This window comes from Sulfurimonas indica, assembly GCF_009192995.1.
In the GTDB taxonomy this organism is placed as follows: domain Bacteria; phylum Campylobacterota; class Campylobacteria; order Campylobacterales; family Sulfurimonadaceae; genus Sulfurimonas; species Sulfurimonas indica.
The window spans coordinates 1-19,554 of record NZ_SDID01000002.1; the positions used below are offsets into that span (position 1 = coordinate 1).

General features: G+C 38.2%; 19 protein-coding genes. 9 read left to right on the forward strand and 10 right to left on the reverse strand.

Features of this window, described 5'->3' with window-relative positions; genetic code table 11:
- Positions 1-273 precede the first annotated feature (273 nt).
- Together ES948_RS01035 and ES948_RS01040 are read left to right on the forward strand one after the other, a co-directional pair.
- Complete coding sequence (locus ES948_RS01035) at positions 274-972, forward strand: Bax inhibitor-1/YccA family protein (protein ID WP_152183071.1); 699 nt, start codon at positions 274-276, stop codon at positions 970-972.
- Positions 962-1,372: a thiamine-phosphate pyrophosphorylase gene (locus ES948_RS01040; RefSeq protein WP_188109412.1), complete on the forward strand. Its 411-nt coding sequence runs from the start codon at positions 962-964 to the stop codon at positions 1,370-1,372. Before ES948_RS01035 ends, ES948_RS01040 begins: the two co-directional genes overlap by 11 nt.
- Here the strand turns inward: ES948_RS01040 and ES948_RS01045 are convergent.
- The 4 genes from ES948_RS01045 to ES948_RS01060 are packed head-to-tail and all read right to left on the reverse strand — an operon-like array spanning position 1,359 to position 4,545.
- Entirely contained in the window at positions 1,359-2,045 is a 687-nt protein-coding gene (locus ES948_RS01045; RefSeq protein ID WP_152183073.1) for a methyltransferase domain-containing protein, read from the reverse strand. The genes ES948_RS01040 and ES948_RS01045 overlap by 14 nt on opposite strands.
- Positions 2,042-2,839 carry a metal ABC transporter permease gene (locus ES948_RS01050; protein WP_152183074.1) on the reverse strand — a complete coding sequence of 266 codons (798 nt, stop codon included), beginning with the start codon at positions 2,837-2,839 and terminating at the stop codon, positions 2,042-2,044. Before ES948_RS01050 ends, ES948_RS01045 begins: the two co-directional genes overlap by 4 nt.
- Before the next feature lie 9 nt (positions 2,840-2,848).
- Positions 2,849-3,619, reverse strand: a complete 771-nt coding sequence (locus ES948_RS01055) for a metal ABC transporter ATP-binding protein (protein WP_152183075.1) — start codon at positions 3,617-3,619, stop codon at positions 2,849-2,851.
- Positions 3,610-4,545, reverse strand: a complete 936-nt coding sequence (locus tag ES948_RS01060) for a metal ABC transporter substrate-binding protein (protein WP_152183076.1) — start codon at positions 4,543-4,545, stop codon at positions 3,610-3,612. Before ES948_RS01060 ends, ES948_RS01055 begins: the two co-directional genes overlap by 10 nt.
- A 107-nt stretch (positions 4,546-4,652) precedes the next feature.
- Here ES948_RS01060 and secG point away from each other — a divergent pair, with 107 nt between their 5' ends.
- From secG to pyrE, 3 genes are read left to right on the forward strand one after another with little or no spacing between them, the layout of a single operon-like run.
- The gene (gene secG, locus ES948_RS01065; RefSeq protein ID WP_152183077.1) at positions 4,653-4,985 is read left to right on the forward strand and encodes a preprotein translocase subunit SecG; all 333 of its coding nucleotides are present in this window, start codon (positions 4,653-4,655) and stop codon (positions 4,983-4,985) included.
- A 13-nt stretch (positions 4,986-4,998) separates the two neighbouring features.
- On the forward strand, positions 4,999-5,556 hold the full coding sequence (gene frr / locus ES948_RS01070; protein ID WP_152183078.1) for a ribosome recycling factor: 558 nt from the start codon (positions 4,999-5,001) through the stop codon (positions 5,554-5,556).
- Positions 5,557-5,560: 4 nt separating this feature from the next.
- Positions 5,561-6,169, forward strand: coding sequence for an orotate phosphoribosyltransferase (gene pyrE, locus ES948_RS01075; protein WP_152183079.1), 609 nt, complete (start codon positions 5,561-5,563; stop codon positions 6,167-6,169).
- Between the two features lie 8 nt (positions 6,170-6,177).
- On the opposite strand, the gene ES948_RS01080 is transcribed toward pyrE, so the two are convergent.
- On the reverse strand, positions 6,178-7,800 hold the full coding sequence (locus ES948_RS01080; RefSeq protein WP_152183080.1) for a cation:proton antiporter domain-containing protein: 1,623 nt from the start codon (positions 7,798-7,800) through the stop codon (positions 6,178-6,180).
- A gap of 76 nt (positions 7,801-7,876) precedes the next feature.
- Between ES948_RS01080 and pyrG the strand changes: the two genes are divergently transcribed.
- The 3 genes from pyrG to ES948_RS01095 are packed head-to-tail and all read left to right on the forward strand — an operon-like array spanning position 7,877 to position 13,194.
- Positions 7,877-9,496, forward strand: coding sequence for a CTP synthase (gene pyrG / locus ES948_RS01085; protein ID WP_152183081.1), 1,620 nt, complete (start codon positions 7,877-7,879; stop codon positions 9,494-9,496).
- Positions 9,486-11,084: a single-stranded-DNA-specific exonuclease RecJ gene (recJ, locus tag ES948_RS01090; protein WP_152183082.1), complete on the forward strand. Its 1,599-nt coding sequence runs from the start codon at positions 9,486-9,488 to the stop codon at positions 11,082-11,084. The genes pyrG and recJ overlap by 11 nt, the downstream gene beginning before the upstream one ends.
- Entirely contained in the window at positions 11,071-13,194 is a 2,124-nt protein-coding gene (locus ES948_RS01095; protein WP_152183083.1) for a WD40 repeat domain-containing protein, read from the forward strand. Before recJ ends, ES948_RS01095 begins: the two co-directional genes overlap by 14 nt.
- On the opposite strand, the gene fliI is transcribed toward ES948_RS01095, so the two are convergent.
- The 5 genes from fliI to ES948_RS01120 all read right to left on the reverse strand — a co-directional run bounded on the left by fliI (position 13,184) and on the right by ES948_RS01120 (position 18,469).
- Positions 13,184-14,503, reverse strand: coding sequence for a flagellar protein export ATPase FliI (fliI, locus tag ES948_RS01100; protein WP_152183084.1), 1,320 nt, complete (start codon positions 14,501-14,503; stop codon positions 13,184-13,186). The two genes, ES948_RS01095 and fliI, sit on opposite strands and share 11 nt — an antisense overlap.
- Positions 14,504-15,085, reverse strand: a complete 582-nt coding sequence (gene folE / locus ES948_RS01105; protein WP_152183085.1) for a GTP cyclohydrolase I FolE — start codon at positions 15,083-15,085, stop codon at positions 14,504-14,506.
- Positions 15,086-15,185: 100 nt separating this feature from the next.
- Entirely contained in the window at positions 15,186-17,129 is a 1,944-nt protein-coding gene (locus tag ES948_RS01110; RefSeq protein WP_152183086.1) for a ribonuclease J, read from the reverse strand.
- Between the two features lie 15 nt (positions 17,130-17,144).
- A complete protein-coding gene (gene rsmA, locus ES948_RS01115; RefSeq protein ID WP_152183087.1) occupies positions 17,145-17,918 on the reverse strand; it encodes a 16S rRNA (adenine(1518)-N(6)/adenine(1519)-N(6))-dimethyltransferase RsmA in 774 nt (257 codons plus the stop codon).
- 65 nt (positions 17,919-17,983) lie between these two features.
- Entirely contained in the window at positions 17,984-18,469 is a 486-nt protein-coding gene (locus ES948_RS01120) for a CZB domain-containing protein (protein ID WP_152183088.1), read from the reverse strand.
- Positions 18,470-18,786: 317 nt separating this feature from the next.
- On the opposite strand from ES948_RS01120, the gene hisF reads away from it, so the two are divergent.
- Positions 18,787-19,551, forward strand: a complete 765-nt coding sequence (gene hisF, locus ES948_RS01125; RefSeq protein ID WP_152183089.1) for an imidazole glycerol phosphate synthase subunit HisF — start codon at positions 18,787-18,789, stop codon at positions 19,549-19,551.
- The last annotated feature ends 3 nt before the right edge of the window (positions 19,552-19,554 follow it).

The window sequence follows — 19,554 nt, forward strand, 5'->3', positions numbered from 1 at the left end:
CAACTCGAAGTGTCTCCGTTTGTGGATGGGAATTATAGGAGATTTCATCTTTAATGTCAATAGTTTTTAGGAGAAATTTTACATTTTTTTATGAAATGTTTACTTTGGAATTTGTTTTTCTTATTTTAATATCTCTTTTTTGTTCTTATATTATCTTATATTATTATGTAAGCATTTTTTCTGTTTACCAAACGTTGCTATCCATTAACTCTTTATGTATAAAATTCAGTAAATAAAAAATATCTAATAAGATTATTTGAAAAAGGAAAAAATATGGGACTTTATGATCGTGACTATGCAAGAGGCAACTCTTATGCTTACGAAACAGCACATCGTTCTGAAGCACAGATTGTATCTTTTGTAAAAGAGACTTACAAACTTTTTGCTGCTTCTATGATGGCAGGTGCTGTGGGAGCATATGTGGGTGTACCACTTGCTGCTAGTATATCATCAATGATATGGCCTCTCTTCTTCTTGGAGATAGGTCTTTTGATCGGTCTACAGTTTGCTAAGAACAAGCCAGGCATTAATCTTGTGGTTATGTTTGCTTTTGTTTTTATGACAGGGCTCACTACTGCACCACTTCTTGCATATACATTAGGTATGGTAGGTGGCGGGGTCATCGTTGGTAATGCCTTTGCAATGACCGCAGTTGTCTTTGGTGCTATGAGCTTCTTTGCTATTAAGAGCACAAAAGACTTTACAGGATATGGAAAACCGTTATTGATCGCTCTTCTTGTAATCATCGGCTTTTCAATTCTTAATATGTTTCTTGGTAACCCGATGTTTCAAATTATCATTGCAGGTGCAGTGGTAATTCTTTTTAGCATCTTGGTTATCTATGATACACAGAACATTATGAATGGAGCGTATGAAACTCCAATCGATGGTGCAATCGCTCTTTATTTAGACTTTCTAAATATCTTTATAGCACTGCTCCAGCTTTTTGGCATCTTCGGAAATGAAGAGTAGCTCTCTATCACCCGAAATCTATCGGGTGATTGATGCCAATCTCAACCGTCTTAAAGAAGGTATTCGTGTTGTCGAAGACATTATGCGTTATCGAGACAATAACAAAGAACTCTCATCAAAATTAAAATCACTTCGCCACAAAGCAAAAATCAACAAAACTCTAGAACTCCTAAAAAATCGTGACAGTATCAATGATGTATTACGCAGCTCTACAAAAAGCGAGCAAAAACGTTCTGACATTACAAGCATTCTAACAGCCAATTTTAAAAGGGCAGAGGAGTCTGCCAGAGTTTTAGAAGAGATATTTAAACTCGAAGATATAGAGCAGAGTGAAAATTTTAAAACTATCCGTTATGAGCTTTATAATCTGGAAAAAGAGATAGTTCTCAGTGAGCAATAAAAGCCACTTCAAACTCTAAATAGTTCACAGGATATGCATGCATCAGTTTTTTCGTATCTTTATATGAAAGTACTCTGCGTGAGCCACTTACCCCACTCTTTTTAATATAACGAAACATATCTCTGACACTCTCAAACTCTAATTTATAAGTAATAACCTCAAATCTTGCATCAGGAAAATATTGTTTCTGCAGAGCTTCTACTCTTTCACGTGAGCATAGAAGCGGTTCAAGTCCTGCTGTTTCATTGAGTGTTTTAAAGGTGCCTGATGTAAAGATAGCAAGTGCCACAGGAGCGTTTAAAGCTGCAATATGCTGAAATACACGCTCCAAATTATCAGCCCATTGCAGCGCAGAAGCAGAGATAATGTAATCAAAACTGTAGGTTTGGAGATGTTCAAAAAGCATCGCATCATTGAAATTTCCATAAACACACTCTATATGTTTGCCTTTTGGATGCAACTCAAGCATTCCCGGAGCAAAATCAACACCTACAAAATGCTGTAGTTTCCACTCTATCTTTTTTAAAACCGCACCACTGCCACAGCCTAAATCTAAAACATTTTTTGGTTTTCCTTGAACAAAAGAGAGTAGTTTTTCCACAACTCTATTTTGAATCACATTATAAAAGCCATAGTGTGCGGCGTACTTCGAAAACTCTGAACTTACTTTCATTTATTGTTGATAAAGAGTGAAATAATAAAGATAGTAATAACAGCAAGCACGATAGTTGCTCCAGAAGGTAGTGAAAAGTAGTATGAGAGCATCATACCAAACACAACACTAAAAAGAGCAAAAAAGAGCGATATCAACATCGTAGCACGAAAGCCTACTCTATACTGCAGTGCCGCAACAGTCGGAATCACCATCAGTGCACCAATAAGCAATGAACCTACAACACGGATAGAGAGAGCAATGATGATAGCTACAACTGTAACCAGTAAGAAGTTTAAAAACTTGACCTTCACACCGCTTGTCTTTGCCACCTCTTCATCATAGGCTATAAAATAGAGCTCCTTTGAAAAAAGTAGTAAAAAGAGCAAAGATAGAGAGCCAAAAATAATAATCGTCATCACATCACTGTCACTGACAGATAAAATGGAACCAAAGAGATAGGAAAAGAGTGAGTTGTTAAATGCTCCGCCCAGTGAGACAATAATAACTGCAACAGCAAGGGAACCTGAGAGTAAAATAGCTAAAATCGCATCAGAATAAAGAGCAAAGGAACTCCGTAAATACTCTATAAGCCATGCAGAAGCAATAGCAACAATAACAGCCATCCAAAGAGGATTATACCCAGCAACCAAACCTACTGCCACACCGACAAGTGCAGAGTGTGCAAGTGTCTCACTGATAAGTGAATATCTGCGTAGAACAATAAAGGTACCGCTCAGTGATGCTAAGATAGCGATAAAGATACCTGCGATAAAGGCTCGTTGCATAAACTCATATTCAAACATCTCTAGCATAAAACCATCCTAATGCTCGTGTCTGTGATTATGGATAAGATGTGCTTCAATTCCATAAAGCTCTGACATCTCTTCACAGGAGAGCACCTCTTTAGGATTGTTACAGATAGTTGCTTTTTGATTGATAGTAAAGAGTCTGCCAATATCATCTGCAATCACTCCGATATCATGTGTAATAAATAAAATAGTGATACCCTCTTCTTTATTTAGTTTTGCAAGGAGCTTATAAAATCGCTGTTGTGATTTTACATCCACTCCTGTATTTGGCTCATCCAGAATCAAAATCTCCGGTGATGATGCCAAAGCACGTGCTATCATTACCCGCTGACGCTGACCACCGGAGAGTGTACCGACCATTTTGTCTTTCAAATCAAGAATGTCCATCTTCACCATTGCATCATGAACCATTGCTTTATCTTCTTGACTCATTACGGCAAAGAGGTTTCTTTTAGCAATACGTCCCATCTTAACAATATCTTCAACTGTTGCCGGAAAGTTTGCATCAACATGAGATGCACGTTGTGGCACATAACCAATTTTATGCCACTCCTTAAAATCCTTGAGTCTCTTTCCAAAGATACGAATCTCTCCGCTTGTTGGCTTTTCAAGTCCTAAAAGCATACGAATAAGTGTTGTCTTACCACCACCGTTTGGTCCGATAATAGCGATATATTCACCATGAAAAATCTGAAATGTAATATGTTGTAAGATTGTCTGTCCACGTACAATAAAACTGAGATTTTTTATATCAAAGATAGGAACTTTGAACTTTAGTTGCACACAAGAGCCTTAGAGAGTTTTTCTAAATTTTGTTGCATAATATCTTCATATGTAAGATGTTGTTGGGCCTCATCTTTTGTAATATTGCCAAGTGCTTGAAAAACATCAATATTGATATGTGTATCTTTTGCTATTCGCTTAATCACTTTGTCATTAACAAAATGTTCAAAAAAGATCGTCGTTACTCCCTCTTTCTTTATATCATCCATAATTCTTGCTACATCTTTTGCACTTGGCTCAGCTTCAGGAGAGAGTCCTGTCAACGCTTCTACATGAAACCCATAGTTGCGTGAGAGATACCCAAGTGCATTATGGCTTACTACTACAGTGTCAGCTTTGCAAGAGGAGAGTCTTTCTTTATATGCACTATCAAGTTTTTCTAGCATCGTGTTATATCTTTTTTGATTTAGCTCATACAATGCTCTATTTTGCGGTAACAACTCTACAAGGGTTTTTGTAATAACATCAGCAGCTATCTTCATATTTGAAAAATCAAGCCAATAGTGTGGGTCTATAGTATTATGTGTGCCATGTTCATCATGATGATTATGAAGTTCATGTTCATCAGCATCAAGCTTGCGAAGTCTTACATGCTTACTGATATCTATCGCTTTGGCATTAAAATGGTACCCTTGCACCCATGGCTCAAGCCCTGCTCCACTATAAATAACCAAAGCACTCTTTTCAATCTTGGCCATGAGTTGTGGTGTCGGTTCAAAACTGTGCGAATCAACACCAAAAGGCAAGATATTTACACTCTCTACTGTATCTCCGGCAATATGCTTGACAATATCATAAAGCGCAAAAGTGCTAACTGCGACTATTGGTTTTTTAAGGATCGGCTTTGTATCATTATTGGAGATGAAAAAGAATAAAATCACCATTGCTGCTATTAAAACAGATACTATTATTTTTAAATTTTTCATTTTTTCTCCAACTCATATTAATAATGCAATTATACCCTAGAATTGCATCGGTTTGATAATATAAGTTTTTTTAGATATAATTCGCCACTTTATTATAGGAAATATATATGACTACAAGTCTTTTACTTATTGTTCAAATCGTACTCGTTATCATCTTGGTAATCGCTGTACTTTTACAAAAAAGCTCAAGCATCGGTCTTGGCGCGTACAGTGGCTCTAATGAATCTGTTTTTGGTGCAAAAGGTCCAAACAGCTTTCTTGCCAAAGCTACTTTTACGATTGGATTTTTATTTGTTATCAATACAATTACTTTAGGCTACATGTACTCACAAGCTGCACAATCTTCAGTTGTAGATGAGGTTGTAGAAGATACAAATATTGCTGCACCTGCACTACCAATCGCAGCACCTGCTGCTAAAGAAGAAAATAGTTCAAAATAGGGAGAAATAGAGTATGCTAGAAGAGATATTTAACGAATGTGAAACAAAGATGCAAGGTGCTATCGAGCACATGCAAAGAGAGTTCAAAACACTGAGAACTGGAAAAGTTACCACTTCTGTTTTAGATAATGTAAAAATCGACTACTATGGAACTCCAACACCACTTGATCAGGTTGGTTCTGTTATTGCAACAGATGCAACAACTATCGTTATCAACCCGTGGGAAAAAAATCTTCTTGGAGATATTGAAGCGGCAATTCAAGCTGCAAATATTGGTGTGAATCCAAATAATGATGGTGATCAAATTAAACTTTTCTTCCCTCCAATGACAGTTGAGCAGCGTCAAGAAGCTGTAAAGCAGATGAAGGGAATGGGTGAAAAAGCAAAAGTCTCTATCAGAAATGACAGACGTGATGCAAATGACAAAGTGAAAAAACTTGAGAAAGAGAAAGAGATCACACAAGATGAGTCTAAATCTGCTCAAGACAACATCCAAAAAATCACAGATAAATATATTGCAAAAGTGGACAGCATCTTAAAAGACAAAGAAGCTGAAATCTTAAAAGTATAATCTAATGGATATTAAACAGATATATATGGATGCAGATGCTCTTTTGGAAGGGCATTTCAAGCTTAGTTCTGGAAATCACTCACAGTTTTATCTTCAATCTGCAAAAGTCTTAGAAGACCCAAAAACTGCAAAGCTTTTGGCTGATGAACTAGCAACACAGATAAAAGCAAGCGGACTGGAGATTGACACTGTATGTGCTCCTGCGCTCGGTGGGCTCATTGCCGGTTTTGCACTAGCAACTGCTCTTGATGTTCGTTCTATCTTTGCCGAACGTGTTGATGGTAAGATGACTATTCGTCGAGGTTTTGAGATAAAACCGGGTGAAAAAGTGCTTATGTGTGAAGATATCATTACAACAGGTGGGAGCGCTATGGAAGCAGCAGCTGTTGTAAAAGAGCTCGGTGGTGAGATTGTTGGTGTGGCAGCACTGGCAAATCGTGGTTTTTGTCACAGAGAAGGCAGTGATATCGAGACAAAAGTAAACTGTAAACTTCCTCAAGATATTCCGTTTTTTGCACTTGCTGACTTTACATTTGAAATGTACGCTCCAGATGCGTGTCCTCTTTGTAAAGATGGCAGCGAAGCTATCAAACCGGGCTCACGCGGAAACTAAAAACCTCTTTACTTATAGTTGAGCTGGCATGATATCATGCGCTCAACAAGAACTCGTGCAACCTCTACTTTTCCATCAACAATCGTTGTAATATCCAAATCATTTAACTGTTCTTTCTCTTCAAGTGAAACTACTTTTACAATCAAGTTCGCATTTTTTGCAACTTTTAGTACAGCTTCACAAATAAGTCTCTTTTTGGTAATATTATCCAGTGTGACGATGATAGCAGAAGCTTTTTCTACATGCAGAGCCTCAACGATAGAAGATTTTGAAGCATCTCCAAGATAGCACTCTATCCCATCATTTAAAGCCTCTCTTACATGCTTGTTTGAGTTGTCTATAACTACAAACGGAGCATCCATATCTTCAAGATATTTTGTCACAAACTTACCAACAACACTATACCCACAGACTACAACATGATTTTCTCTGCCTGCAAGTCCGGAGAAATCTGTTACAACATCTTTCTCTTTTATCCATTTGTCAACCATAGGACTAATGCGAGCGATAAAAAACGGAGTAACAATCATAGAAAATATAACTATTAACACTAACAAAGAGGCCAGGTCTTTTGCAATTATACCTCCTGATTCTGCAAGAGCAAAGATAACAAAAGAGAACTCACCGACCTGAGAGAGAAACATAGCGGTTTTTAAAGAGTCAGTGCTCTTGGATGTAAGTCGGAGGAGTAAAAACATAATCAGCATCTTGACAACCAAAACCAAAAAGAAAAAGCCTATAACTTCATCAGCATGCTCTAGAAAAAGAGAGACATCAATCTTCATCCCCACAACAACAAAGAAGGTACCAAGTAAAATATCTTTAAAAGGAGCAATGTCGGCTTCAACTTTATGGTGGTACTTCGTCTCTGCAATAATCATCCCTGCTACAAAAGCACCCAAAGAGTGGGTAAACCCCATAGAAGAAGCAAAAAGAGAGGCTCCAATGACGATAAACAAAACAGAGCCCATAAAAAGTTCATCGACATCCGAAGAGGCGGAAAAATGCAGTAACCATGCGACTACTCTTTTTCCCACTGTTAAGAGCACTCCTACAACTATAATTGCAGAACTGAGCGTATGCCATAAAATTGTACTGACACTCTCATTTCCCTCTGTCGTTAAAAAACCGATCAGAATGAGAATAGGGATAACGGCAATATCTTGAAATATCAAAATACCTGTCGCACTCTGCCCATATGTCGTATATATCTCTTTGGAAGCTTTAAGATAGGAGAGAACAACTGCCGTTGATGAGAGAGAAAATGCAAGTGCAATAATCAAAGAAGATTGACTTGGCAACTCAAAGAAGTAATGTGCTACAACATAAACGACCAAAGAGGTAAAACCAACCTGCATCAAGCCATTCCCAAAGATATCTTTTTTCATATTTCCCATCTTGGCAAGTGATATCTCAAGCCCTATCGTAAACATCAAAAAAACGATTCCAAAATCAGCTATCATCTCTAGCTCATGAGAGTGTCCAGCCTCACGCAGATCAAAAGCATAAACAATAATAGTACCTGTGATAATATAGCCGATGATCTGTGAGATCCCTATCTTTTTGAGAAAAATATTGATAATGATAGAGAGCCCTAATGCGACAATAATATAGAATAAAATATGTTCCATTTAAAAGCTTTCATAATTTAATAAGTCATTATATACTATAATCGCGATAATAATTACGATTTATGGAGATTTTTATATGACGAAATACATTTTTGTTACCGGAGGCGTTCTAAGCTCTCTTGGAAAAGGGATTACAGCGGCCAGTGTTGGTACACTACTCAAACACTCTGGTAAAAATGTTGGGATGTTAAAAATCGATCCATATATCAATGTCGACCCTGGAACGATGAGTCCCTTAGAGCATGGAGAGGTCTTTGTTACCAAAGATGGAGCTGAGACTGATCTTGATATCGGAAACTATGAGAGATTTCTTGATACCTCATTTTTAAAAAGCTCTAACTTTACAACAGGGCAGGTCTACTCTTCTGTAATAGAGCGTGAACGTGCAGGTGGTTATTTAGGTCAAACGATTCAAGTTATTCCTCATATTGTTGGTGAGATTGTCTCACGTATTAAAAAAGCGGGTGAGGGACATGATATCTTAGTTGTTGAGCTTGGTGGAACAGTTGGTGATATCGAAGGGCTCCCGTTTATGGAAGCAATTCGCCAGATGAAACATGATGATGAAGTAGCAGGCACATTTTTCATCCATGTAACACTTATTCCTTACATCAAAGCAGCTGGAGAGATGAAATCTAAGCCAACACAACATTCTGTTCAAGAACTTCGCCGTATTGGAATTACGCCACAAATGATCATTGCAAGAAGCGAAAATGCACTTCCTAAAACTTTTAAGAAAAAACTTGCAATGAGTTGTGATGTACCAAATGATAGTGTTATTGAAGCACTTGATGCTGCAAGTATCTATGATGTTCCTATGAGTTTTTTACGCCAGAATATCTTAAAGCCTATTGCCAAAGAGCTCGAACTCGGTGAGCTCACTCCAGACATGGAGGAGTGGGATAATCTTGTTAAGAAAATCGTACAACCAAAAGGGCGTGTTGTTATCGGTTTTGTTGGAAAATATCTTGCCCTCAAAGAGTCTTATAAGTCACTTACAGAAGCACTTATTCATGCAGGTGCACACCTTGACAGTCGTGTTGAGATCTGCTGGGTGGATTCTGAGGAGATAGAGGAGCGTGGAGCAGAAGAACTGCTTCGTGACTGTGACGGGATTCTTGTTGCCGGTGGTTTTGGAAGCCGCGGTGTTGAGGGTAAAATCAAAGCAATTGAATATGCTCGTACAAATAAAATCCCTTACCTTGGTATCTGTCTTGGAATGCAACTCACGCTTGTAGAGTATGCAAGAAATGTACTTGGTCTTGAGGGTGCAAACTCTGTAGAGTTTGATGAAAATACACCACACCCTATGATCTATCTTATCGATAATTTCTTAGATCAAAGCGGTGGAATGCAGCTTCGTACACATCAATCTCCAATGGGTGGAACACTCCGTCTTGGAGAGTATCCGTGTGATACGAAAGAGGGTTCAATCCTGCGTGAGGCATACAACGGTGCCAAAACAATCTATGAGCGTCACCGTCACCGCTATGAAGCAAATCCTGCTTACCGTGAAGCACTTGAAAAAGCAGGAATGATTGTAACGGGAGAATCTAACGGGCTCATTGAAACAGTAGAGGTGAAAGACCACCCATGGTTCCTAGGCGTACAGTTTCACCCTGAGTTTACTTCACGCCTGCAAACTCCAAACCCATCTATACTTGCGTTTGTAAACGCTAGTTTGAATGCTGAGTAAACTTCCTCTTATAACAAAATCAGATCTCTTTGAGATTCTCTCTTCGAGGTTTGAGAGTGATAAAAAGCTCTCCCAAATTCCAAATCCATCTCTCTTACATGATGCAAGTAAAGCTGCAAAACGTATTGCTCACGCAATACAAAAGAATGAACGTATTACACTTGTAGGGGACTATGATGTTGATGGTGTCAGCTCCACAGCCATTATGGTTGATTTTTTCAAGCGTATCCCTTACCCGCTTGATGCTATCATCCCAAATAGATTTAGTGATGGCTATGGAGTGAGTCCAACTGTACTAGAGCGTATTGAAGCTAATCTTATCATTACAGTTGACAATGGCATTACCGCTGTTGAAGCAGCAGAAATTTGCAAACAAAGAGGCATTGATCTTATCATTACAGATCATCACACGCCAGGAGATAAGCTTCCTGATGCCTATGCGATTGTTGATCCAAAACTCTCAGAGTGTAACTATCCTTTTGAGGAGATATGCGGAGCAGAGGTTGCATGGCTGCTTTTAGCACTACTCAAACAAGAGCTCTCACTCAGCATTGATATGCGCCAATTCTTAGACATACTCTCGATTGCTATTATTGCAGATATTATGCCGCTTATTGATATCAACAGAACGCTTGTAAAAGAGGGTTTAAAACTGATACAAAACTCTTCACGGCCTGCTTCTGTCATCATTCGGGATTTTCTCAATAAATCAACTATCAGCAGTGAAGATATAGCCTTTCAGATAGCACCTCGCATCAATTCCGCTGGGCGTCTTGAAGATGCTTCCATTGCACTTGATTTTTTTACCGCGCAAGATACACACAGTGCCTACAAACAGTTTGAACTCTTAGGGCAACTCAATGAGCTGAGAAAAGAGACAGAGGCTCAAACAACAAAAGAGGCGATAGCATGCGTGAGAGAAGAAGACAGCATTATTGTTGTAGCAGGAGAAGATTGGCATGAAGGTGTTGTCGGTATTGCTGCTTCACGTTTGGTTGACAGATTTGAAAAGCCTGCCATTGTGCTGAGTATAAATGGTCAGAGTGCAAAAGGGAGTGCTAGAAGTATTGGAGATATCAGTATTTACGAGCTTATAAAAGAAAATGAACACTTGTTAACTAAGTTTGGCGGGCATAAAATGGCTGCCGGACTAGGGCTTAAGACGATAGATATTGAGCCTTTTAGAGAGGCTATCAACAAAAGTGCGCAAAAGATAGCCCCTGAAGATTTTTTACCTGTGGAATCACTTACCGGTATCTTGGCAACGGATGATATTGATTTAGAGCTGTTGAAGCTTTTGGAGCGTTTTGAGCCTTATGGGGAGGCCAACACAAAGCCTAGCTTTCTACTACATGAAGCTGAAGTTGTCAGCATTAAACTTATGGGAGCTGACAAATCACACTCACGCATCGAAGTAAGGCAATATCCACACCAAAGAAAAACAGTTGAACTCATTGCTTTTCGAACCGTTTTTGAGATGCCTGCAAATAGAAAAATAAGCTGTTCCTATACAGTTACAAAAAATGAATTTAATGGCAGAGTATCCCCTCAGCTTTTAGTCAAAAAGATCTATAATGCAGTATCTTGAAGCACTGAAACTTCATACAGATATTTTTGTGCTTGAAAAAGTAAATAAAGAGTTCATTGCTATTGCCAGCCATCTCAAAAATATAAAAATAGCTTCCATTGAGCCTTTAAAAATAGAACAAAATATCTATTTTGAGCTTTTAGAGGCAAAAACAACTGCACTGACCTTTCATCCCTCACTACCACTTATGGCAATAGCAAATGGTGAAATACTCTATATCTTAGATATCAACAAGCGAAATATTCTACAAACCATCATTACCCATGATGGCGTGATTGAAAAACTCTCATTTATGCAAAATGAACCTTATCTCATCAGTGGAACACAAAACGGCAGAGTCATACAATACCGATATGAAGACAAAATTCACATCGCAAGACTCTGCTCTTTTCCCTATACTTCCGTTACTTATAAGAAGAGTCTAAACAACAATTATGTCAGTGCTATAGCCTATAATGCTGAGTATATTGCGGCAAGCGGCTATGGCGGTGCTGTTACTCTTGTAAAATTTCATTCCCAGACAAGAAAGTTCAGCTTTGAGAGTTCCAAAACAAAAGTCAATGCCATCACTTTTACAGAAGATAAACATATAATCTTTGCCAATGTCGATGGCATGCTCTTTATGGCAAAAATAAGGAAAAATGCTCATATTACGCAAGTAAATACACATACGCGAGATATTCTGCAACTGCTGAAAGTGCCTCAAAGTAATTATCTTTTGATTATTGCGAAGTCTAGCAATATTATGCTCTTTGATATAAGAGCAAAAAAAATCATTAAAAGAAACTTTTTAAGTTTTGATGCAAATGTTCGCACTGCTCTGCTTTTAAGTAAAGATATACTGCTCGTTACTCTTGCAGACAACAGTGTTCACAAGATATATCTTGGCTCACAGAAAGTGCTGCGTGAACTTTTAGAAAAAAGAGAACTTCTTGAGATTTTCAAGCTGGTAGAGTCCAATCCTATGCTTGAAAAAACTCCTGAAGCACAAGAAGCTGAAAAACTATATAAAAAGCTATATAGTAAAGTGCTTTTGGAATTGATAACATCAAAAAAAGAGGAACTTTTAGATAGACTAAAACCCTTTGAAGTAGTGAAATCAAAAAAAGAGAGTATCAAAAATCTGCTACTTGCCTATGAAAACTATCCAAAACTGCAAAGCTTTTATAGCGAGCATAAATATGCCCTTGCTTATGCACTTTGTGAAAAATTTCCTGCACTGCAACTCACTCCTCCGTATAAAAAAATGGAAAGTACCTATACAAAAAGTTTTACTTTGGCTCAAAAACAGCTACTCCTGCAAAGACCAGGCCAAGCAAAGGCACTCCTTGAACCCTTTGCGACCATCAGCTCAAAACGAGCTATGACACAGCTTCTTTTACGACAAAACAAAGAGTTTTTGGCATTTATAAAAGCTATTGGCGATAAAAACTATGAAGAGGTGGATAGACTTGTTAAAACAAGCCCGGTATTTCAAGAAATACCCTCCTATAAAGCACTTCTTGAGGAGACTGATAAGCATATAGAAGATATCTATAAACTGATTGCAGATGCAAAGCTCACTGAAGCAGTAGAGATGATAAAGAAACTCCAGCATATCTCTGTGCTCAAAGAGAATCTCTACAAGCTTTATAACCTCACGCAAGAGGCAAAAAAACTACTCAACTATTATGAAAAGAACAATTTTGTCAAATGCTATGAAACACTGGATGACAACAGTGAGCTTGAGTCTATGCAACTGGCACAACTGCTTGAGGATCACTGGAAAAAGCGTATAAAGAAGTGTGAACTCTTTGCACTAGAAGGCAATTTTAAAGCAGTAAAAGAGACACTTGGAGAGCTTATTCACATAAACACTCGTAGAGAGAAAATCGGTGATCTGCTTCGCGTTAGTTTCCATGCAAAGATAAAAAAAGAGTTAGACCGCCCTAACTACAAAAGTGCAGAAAATATAATCTACTCCTACATCGATATCTTTGGAATGGACAGTGAGGTAAAACAGTTGATGAGAAGTTTTGAGAAGACTTCACACACAAAACTCGCCATTACATTTATGCAAAAAAAACATAAAGACCGAAATGCTTGGACTCTTTCAGATATTATGAATTAGTTTCTATACCCATAATGGCAATGAGCTCCTTAACTGCCTCATTAAAGTGGACAATATATGTTGCTCCTTGGGCAATAAATCGCATCATTGCATCTTTTTTCTCTATCGCTTCATCAAGTTCGGCATCACTTCCCTGTACATAAGCACCAATGCGAATAAGTGTTTCGTTTTCTTTGAGCAGTGTATAGAGACGGCGAAATTTCATAACCGCTTGAAAATGTTCCTGAGAAATTATATCATTCATCACACGTGAGGCTGAGTTTAAAATATGTACAGGTGGATAGATTCCAAAGTCTGTCATCTCACGTGAGAGAACAATATGTCCATCTAAAATCGAGCGGGATTGATCGGCAATAGGATCACTCATATCATCGCCCTCGATTAAAACCGTAAAAAAGGCAGTAATGCTCCCTTTACCATCCTCTTTTCCTGCACGCTCCATCAGTTGTGGTAAAAGTGTCAATGAAGATGGTGGATATCCTTTAGAGGTTGGCGGTTCACCAAGAGCAAGTCCAATCTCACGCTGCGCCATTGCAAAACGTGTTACAGAGTCCATAATAAAGAGCACATCCTGATTTTTATCTTTAAAGTGCTCTGCCACGCTCATTGCAGCAAAGGCTCCATACTTACGCATTAAGGGAGAATCATCGGATGTTGCTACAATAATGACGGTATTTGTCAAATCGCCACCAAGATTTTTCTCGATAAACTCCGGAACTTCACGTCCGCGTTCACCAATAAGTGCTACAACTTTGATAGGTGCATCAGCACCGCGTACTATCATCCCCATCAACGTTGATTTACCAACACCACTTCCGGCAAAAATACCTAACTTTTGCCCTTTTCCACAGGTTAAGAGTCCATCTATACTCTTAACACCAACAGAAAAAACTTCATCTATCATACCCCGCTTCATCGCAGCAATCGGTGCTTTTATAATAGGAGTAAGTTTTGAAGACTTCAACGGACCTTTACCGTCAATAGGGCGCATAAAAGGATCAACCACACGACCTAAGAGTGAATCTCCTACTGGAATATTGAGTCCCGTAGAGTCCAAAAAGACTCTGTCCCCTGAACGAAATCCTTCTACAAATGAAAAGGGTGTGATATAAAAGACTGCACCGTCGATTTCTGTCACCATGCCAACAGTCTCTAAATCCGTCTCATTTGAGACAATTTTCACCATATCACCGATGCTTACATTTAGGCCCTTTGCCGTAATAACAGTTGCATTAATTTTTACTACTTCTCCAAAAGCCACTGAATAGTTCTTGTGTGAGAGTTTTTCTTTTAGAGAAGAGAGTGGCATTTAGTATCTGCTTCCTGTTGGAGAGTTAATGAGAGAAAAGAACTCTGCGCGCGTCTTTTCATCACTTTTAAAAAGACCTCGAAGCGCAGAAGATGTTGTTGTAGAGTTTATCTTTTCAACTCCACGCATCTCCATACACATATGACGTGCCTGAATAACAACTGCCACACCTTTTGGTGTGATAGTATCCATGATAGCATCGGCAATCTGCTCAGTGAGTTGCTCTTGAATCTGCATACGGCGTGCAAAAACATTAACTACACGGGGAATCTTTGAAAGCCCTACTACTTTTCCATCTGGAATATAGGCAACATGTACACGCCCTATAATTGGTAGTAGATGATGCTCACAAGTTGAGTAGAACTCTATATCTTTAACGAGCACCATCTCATCATTACTAGTCGTAAAAAGTGCCTTTTTTAAAATCGCTTCGGGGTCCTCTTTATATCCACCATAGATAAACTCATATGACTTACGTACACGCTCTGGAGTATCTAGCAATCCCTCACGTGAGGGGTCTTCTCCAACGTGTTCCATCATAGTTTTTACTGCATTTTCAAATGCTTCATTATTATTTGACAAGTTTTTTGCCTTTTGTGATTTTATTGATGATAGGATATCAAGAGTTTGCTGAGAAAATGATTTGTAAGAAGAAGTAGCTCACCCAAGAGGTGAGAACTTTTTAGTGGATAAAGATATGTGGAACGATAAGAGGATATTTTTTCATCTTACGGTAGATATGTTTTCTCACTACCTGACGTAGGTCTCCCTCTAAAGTTTTTGGATTGCCGATAAGTCCCGGCTTCATATTAATAAGGAAGTTTTCAATGATATCTTCCATCTCTTTTGCAAAAGCTTTATCTCGTTTATCTGCGACGATACCAAATGTTGTTACCTTTGGCTTATCCATCATTTTAGCAGTCTGTTCACTCACTTGAGCAACAATCATAACGATACCGTCATTTGCAAGTTTTTGACGGTCAAGAATGATATCATCTTCAATTTCATAATTGTTTTGATTATCAATATATGTTTTGCCGGTCTTAACAGTTTTTACTTTTCGCATATATTTTGGTGCAACTTCTATCTGCTCACCATCTGTCATGAGCAGAATATTTCTCTCTGGAACACCGCACATCATGGCAGTCTCTTTATGCTTCATAACATGGTTGTATTCACCGTGAACTGGTAAGAAGAACTTAGGATTTACAAGACGAAGCATTAACTTTTGTTCTTCGATTGAAGCGTGACCTGAAACATGAATATCTTTATCCATTGCTATTTTTGCACCACATTTTTGTAAGTGGTTCAGCATTTGAGATATACTTCCTTCGTTCCCCGGAATAGCACGAGAGGAAAGAACAACCAAGTCATTTGGCTTGATTTTTACATGTCTATGCTCGCCTATACTCATTCTAAAAAGTGCCGAGTTTGCTTCACCCTGTGAACCTGTTGTAACAATAAGAATCTCTTTGTCATTCATACGTGAGACTTCATCCGCATCAATAAAGATATTTTTTGGAAAACGGATATAGTCATACTGCAGTGCAACTTCAATGTTTCTCTCCATTGAACGACCAATGACACATACTTTACGTCCATATTTAATACCATACTGAATAGCCTGATAAACACGGTGAATATTTGAACTGAACGTTGAAAGGATTACTCGCCCTTCAGCCTTAGAAAATACACGATCAAGTGCAGGAGCAACACTTAACTCTGATGGAGTAGGGTTCGGGTTGTGTGAGTTTGTAGAATCACTCAGTAAACAAAGTACTCCTTTATCTCCATAATATGCCAAACGATGCAAATCTGCCGTATAGCCATCAACTGGTGTATGGTCTATTTTGAAATCACCTGTATGAATGATCGTTCCTGCTTCTGTTGTAATGGCAATAGATGACGAATCTAAAATAGAGTGTGTCATATGCATCCACTCAATTTCAAAATCATTTCCTATTTTATAAATTTCACGTTTTTGTACCGGGCAGAAATATTTTCTATGCTCTTTTAGATGATGCTCATCAAACTTATTGCCTATCATTGCAAGTGGAAGCGGTGTTCCATAGATCGGAAACTGCATCTCTCTAAAGAGGTATGGTACTGCACCGATGTGGTCTTCGTGAGCATGCGTAATGATAATACCGACGATTTTATCTTTAATCTCACGGATATATGAAAAATCAGGGATTAAAATATCTACACCGTGCATCTCATCATCTGGAAAACTCATTCCTACATCGATAAGGATTGCCTCTTTTTCTGTCTCAAATACAGCAATATTTCCACCGATTTCACCGAGTCCACCGAGTGGTGTAATACGTACTTTTGCTTTAGAATTCAGATCTAGTTTATAATGTGGGTTAAGTCTTTGCTTATGAGCTTCTTGATTTTTAACAACAAATGATTTTAACTGCTCATCAATAGGGGCAGGACCTCTTTTGTGACGATTACGGTTTTTGTTACGATTGTTGGATTTGTTTTGATTGCTGTTTGCATTGTTCTTATCGCCAGAGTTTCTGTTTTGATTATTTGGTCTGCGATTGTTGTTTCTTCTGTTATTTGGTTTGCGGTCTGTTTGAGGTTTGCTCTGCTGAGCTACCTCTTGTTTCTCTTCTGCCATCCAAACTCCTTTTATTTATATCATTTTATAGAGTTGGTGATAGTCCTTCGTGCTAACTTGATGAGGGCGAATCGTCAATGTAAGATCTAGCTCTTTAAAAGCCTCTTGCAGCTTTGCCTTCTCATACTTAGAAGAGAGATTTTTCATTAAAGTTTTTCGAGGCTGCGTAAATGCAACTCTAAGCATATCCTCGAACGCTTTATCACTTCTATCTCTACTCTTTTGTATGAGAAAAACAGCAGAGTCTATTTTAGGCTGTGGATCAAATGCAGTTGGTGGAACTTTTGTGACAATTTTTGCCTCTCCCACACTTTGAGCAATAATGCCCAAAGAACCAAATACTTTCTCTCCACTTGTCGCACAAAACTTCTCTGCTACTTCAAGCTGTACCATTACAAGTATATTTTTACACATTGGATCTGCGAGTGCTTTGAGTATGATGTTCGTAGCTATATAGTAAGGCAGGTTTGCCACTAAGTCATACGGCTCATCTATCAAAGTATTCTTCCAAGCTTCTAAAACATCCCCACAATGTAAGTGGAGTCGCTTGGTAATGATCTCTTCTTCAAATGTATTTTGTAACAGTTTACATAAATCGGTATCTACCTCAAAAGCTTCTACACTTTTGACATCAACTAAAAATTTAGTTAAATCACCTAAGCCAGGTCCAATCTCTACGACTTTATTGTCATTCTTGGGCATCGCTTCGACGATTTTTCTTAAAACGGACTCATCTTTTAGAAAGTTTTGTCCAAACTTCTTCTTTGCTACAACACTTTCTCTATTCATAAAAGCTAGTCTATACTAAAAATACTTATAAAAAGGTAACAAAGCAAAGAAATTGCATAATTTCTTTACATTTTCATGACAGAATCTATCTTTTCTTGTGCGACAGCTTCTAGTCGTCTCTCTAAACGCTCTACCTCTCTAACAAACTCTTTGGCATCATTTTCCATAGATCGCAAAAGATTATCTACTGCGTTTTTCTCTTCTTCACTTAACTCTTGTCGCTTCGCACCTAAGAGCTTAGAAAAGAAACCTGCTTTTTTCTCTTCTGCAAAATAGATATGATAAATCCCAAGATATTTCTTATGTAGCTGCTCATGGAGCACTTCAATATTTTTCATGCACTCCAACGGATTGTTTGATAATCTTTTGAGCTTCTGACCCTCATTATAAAACCATTTGCCAAATTCGCTCTCTTTTGCTTTTACAGGAGGTATCCCGGTGTCATTTTTGGTTCCGGCAATTAGATTTTTTACCCTGTCAATCCATTGTAAATCAGAAAGCTTCGCTTTTTGTAATTTCTCAATAATTTCTTCTTTTTTCATTTCATTCATTTCATTAAAAATTATTATACATTATAGTATGTACTATATTAAACAACTATAAACTCAAAAAAAAATGTTTCACGTGAAACCCGTTAAGAAAACAATAATTTCTTATCGTTTTTAGGGTTGGAACCACAGACGATGTCCAAAGGACCGCTGAGGACTGTCTGAACATGAAAGGAAAAAACCACAGATGATCTCTGAAAGATCGCTAAAGACTATTTCAAAGGAGTAAGAGTACAAAATAACATCTAAAGACAAACCATTAAACCCAGCTACAGCAACTTTAAGTATAATTGCACTATATTATAAAGATAGAGAAAGATATGAAAAACTACTTTGCTAAAAGAATAATCCCTTGTTTAGATGTAAAAGATGGGCGCGTTGTAAAAGGTGTGAATTTTGTTGGACTGAAAGATGCAGGTGATCCTGTTGAAGTTGCGCGCCGATATAATGAAGAGGGCGCTGATGAACTTACTTTTTTAGATATCACTGCTTCATCTGACAATCGCGATACTATTGTAGATATTGTCGCACGAGTAGCACGTGAGATATTCATTCCTCTTACTGTTGGTGGTGGTATTCGCAAACTTGAGGATATCTACAAGCTTTTAAATGTAGGTTGTGACAAAGTCAGTGTAAACTCAGCGGCTATCAAACGCCCAGAGCTCATAGATGAAGGAGCAAAACGTTTTGGCTCTCAGTGTATTGTCACTGCTATTGATGTAAAACGTAATGAAAAAGGTTCTTACAATGTCTACCTTAACGGTGGACGAGTTGACACCGGTATTGATGCACTAGAGTGGGCGAAAGAAGTAGTAGAACGTGGCAGTGGTGAAATACTCCTTACCTCTATGGATGCAGACGGTACTAAGGCTGGTTTCGAGCTAAATATCACTGAACAAATTTCCAAAGCTGTCAATGTACCTGTAATAGCGAGTGGCGGAGCAGGGACTATGGAGCATATAAAAGAGGCTTTTGAACATGGTGCAGATGCTGCACTTGCTGCTTCGATCTTTCACTATAAAGAGATAGATATTATGGATCTCAAACACTATCTGCATGACAACCATATTCCAGTAAGGCTGTAAGAG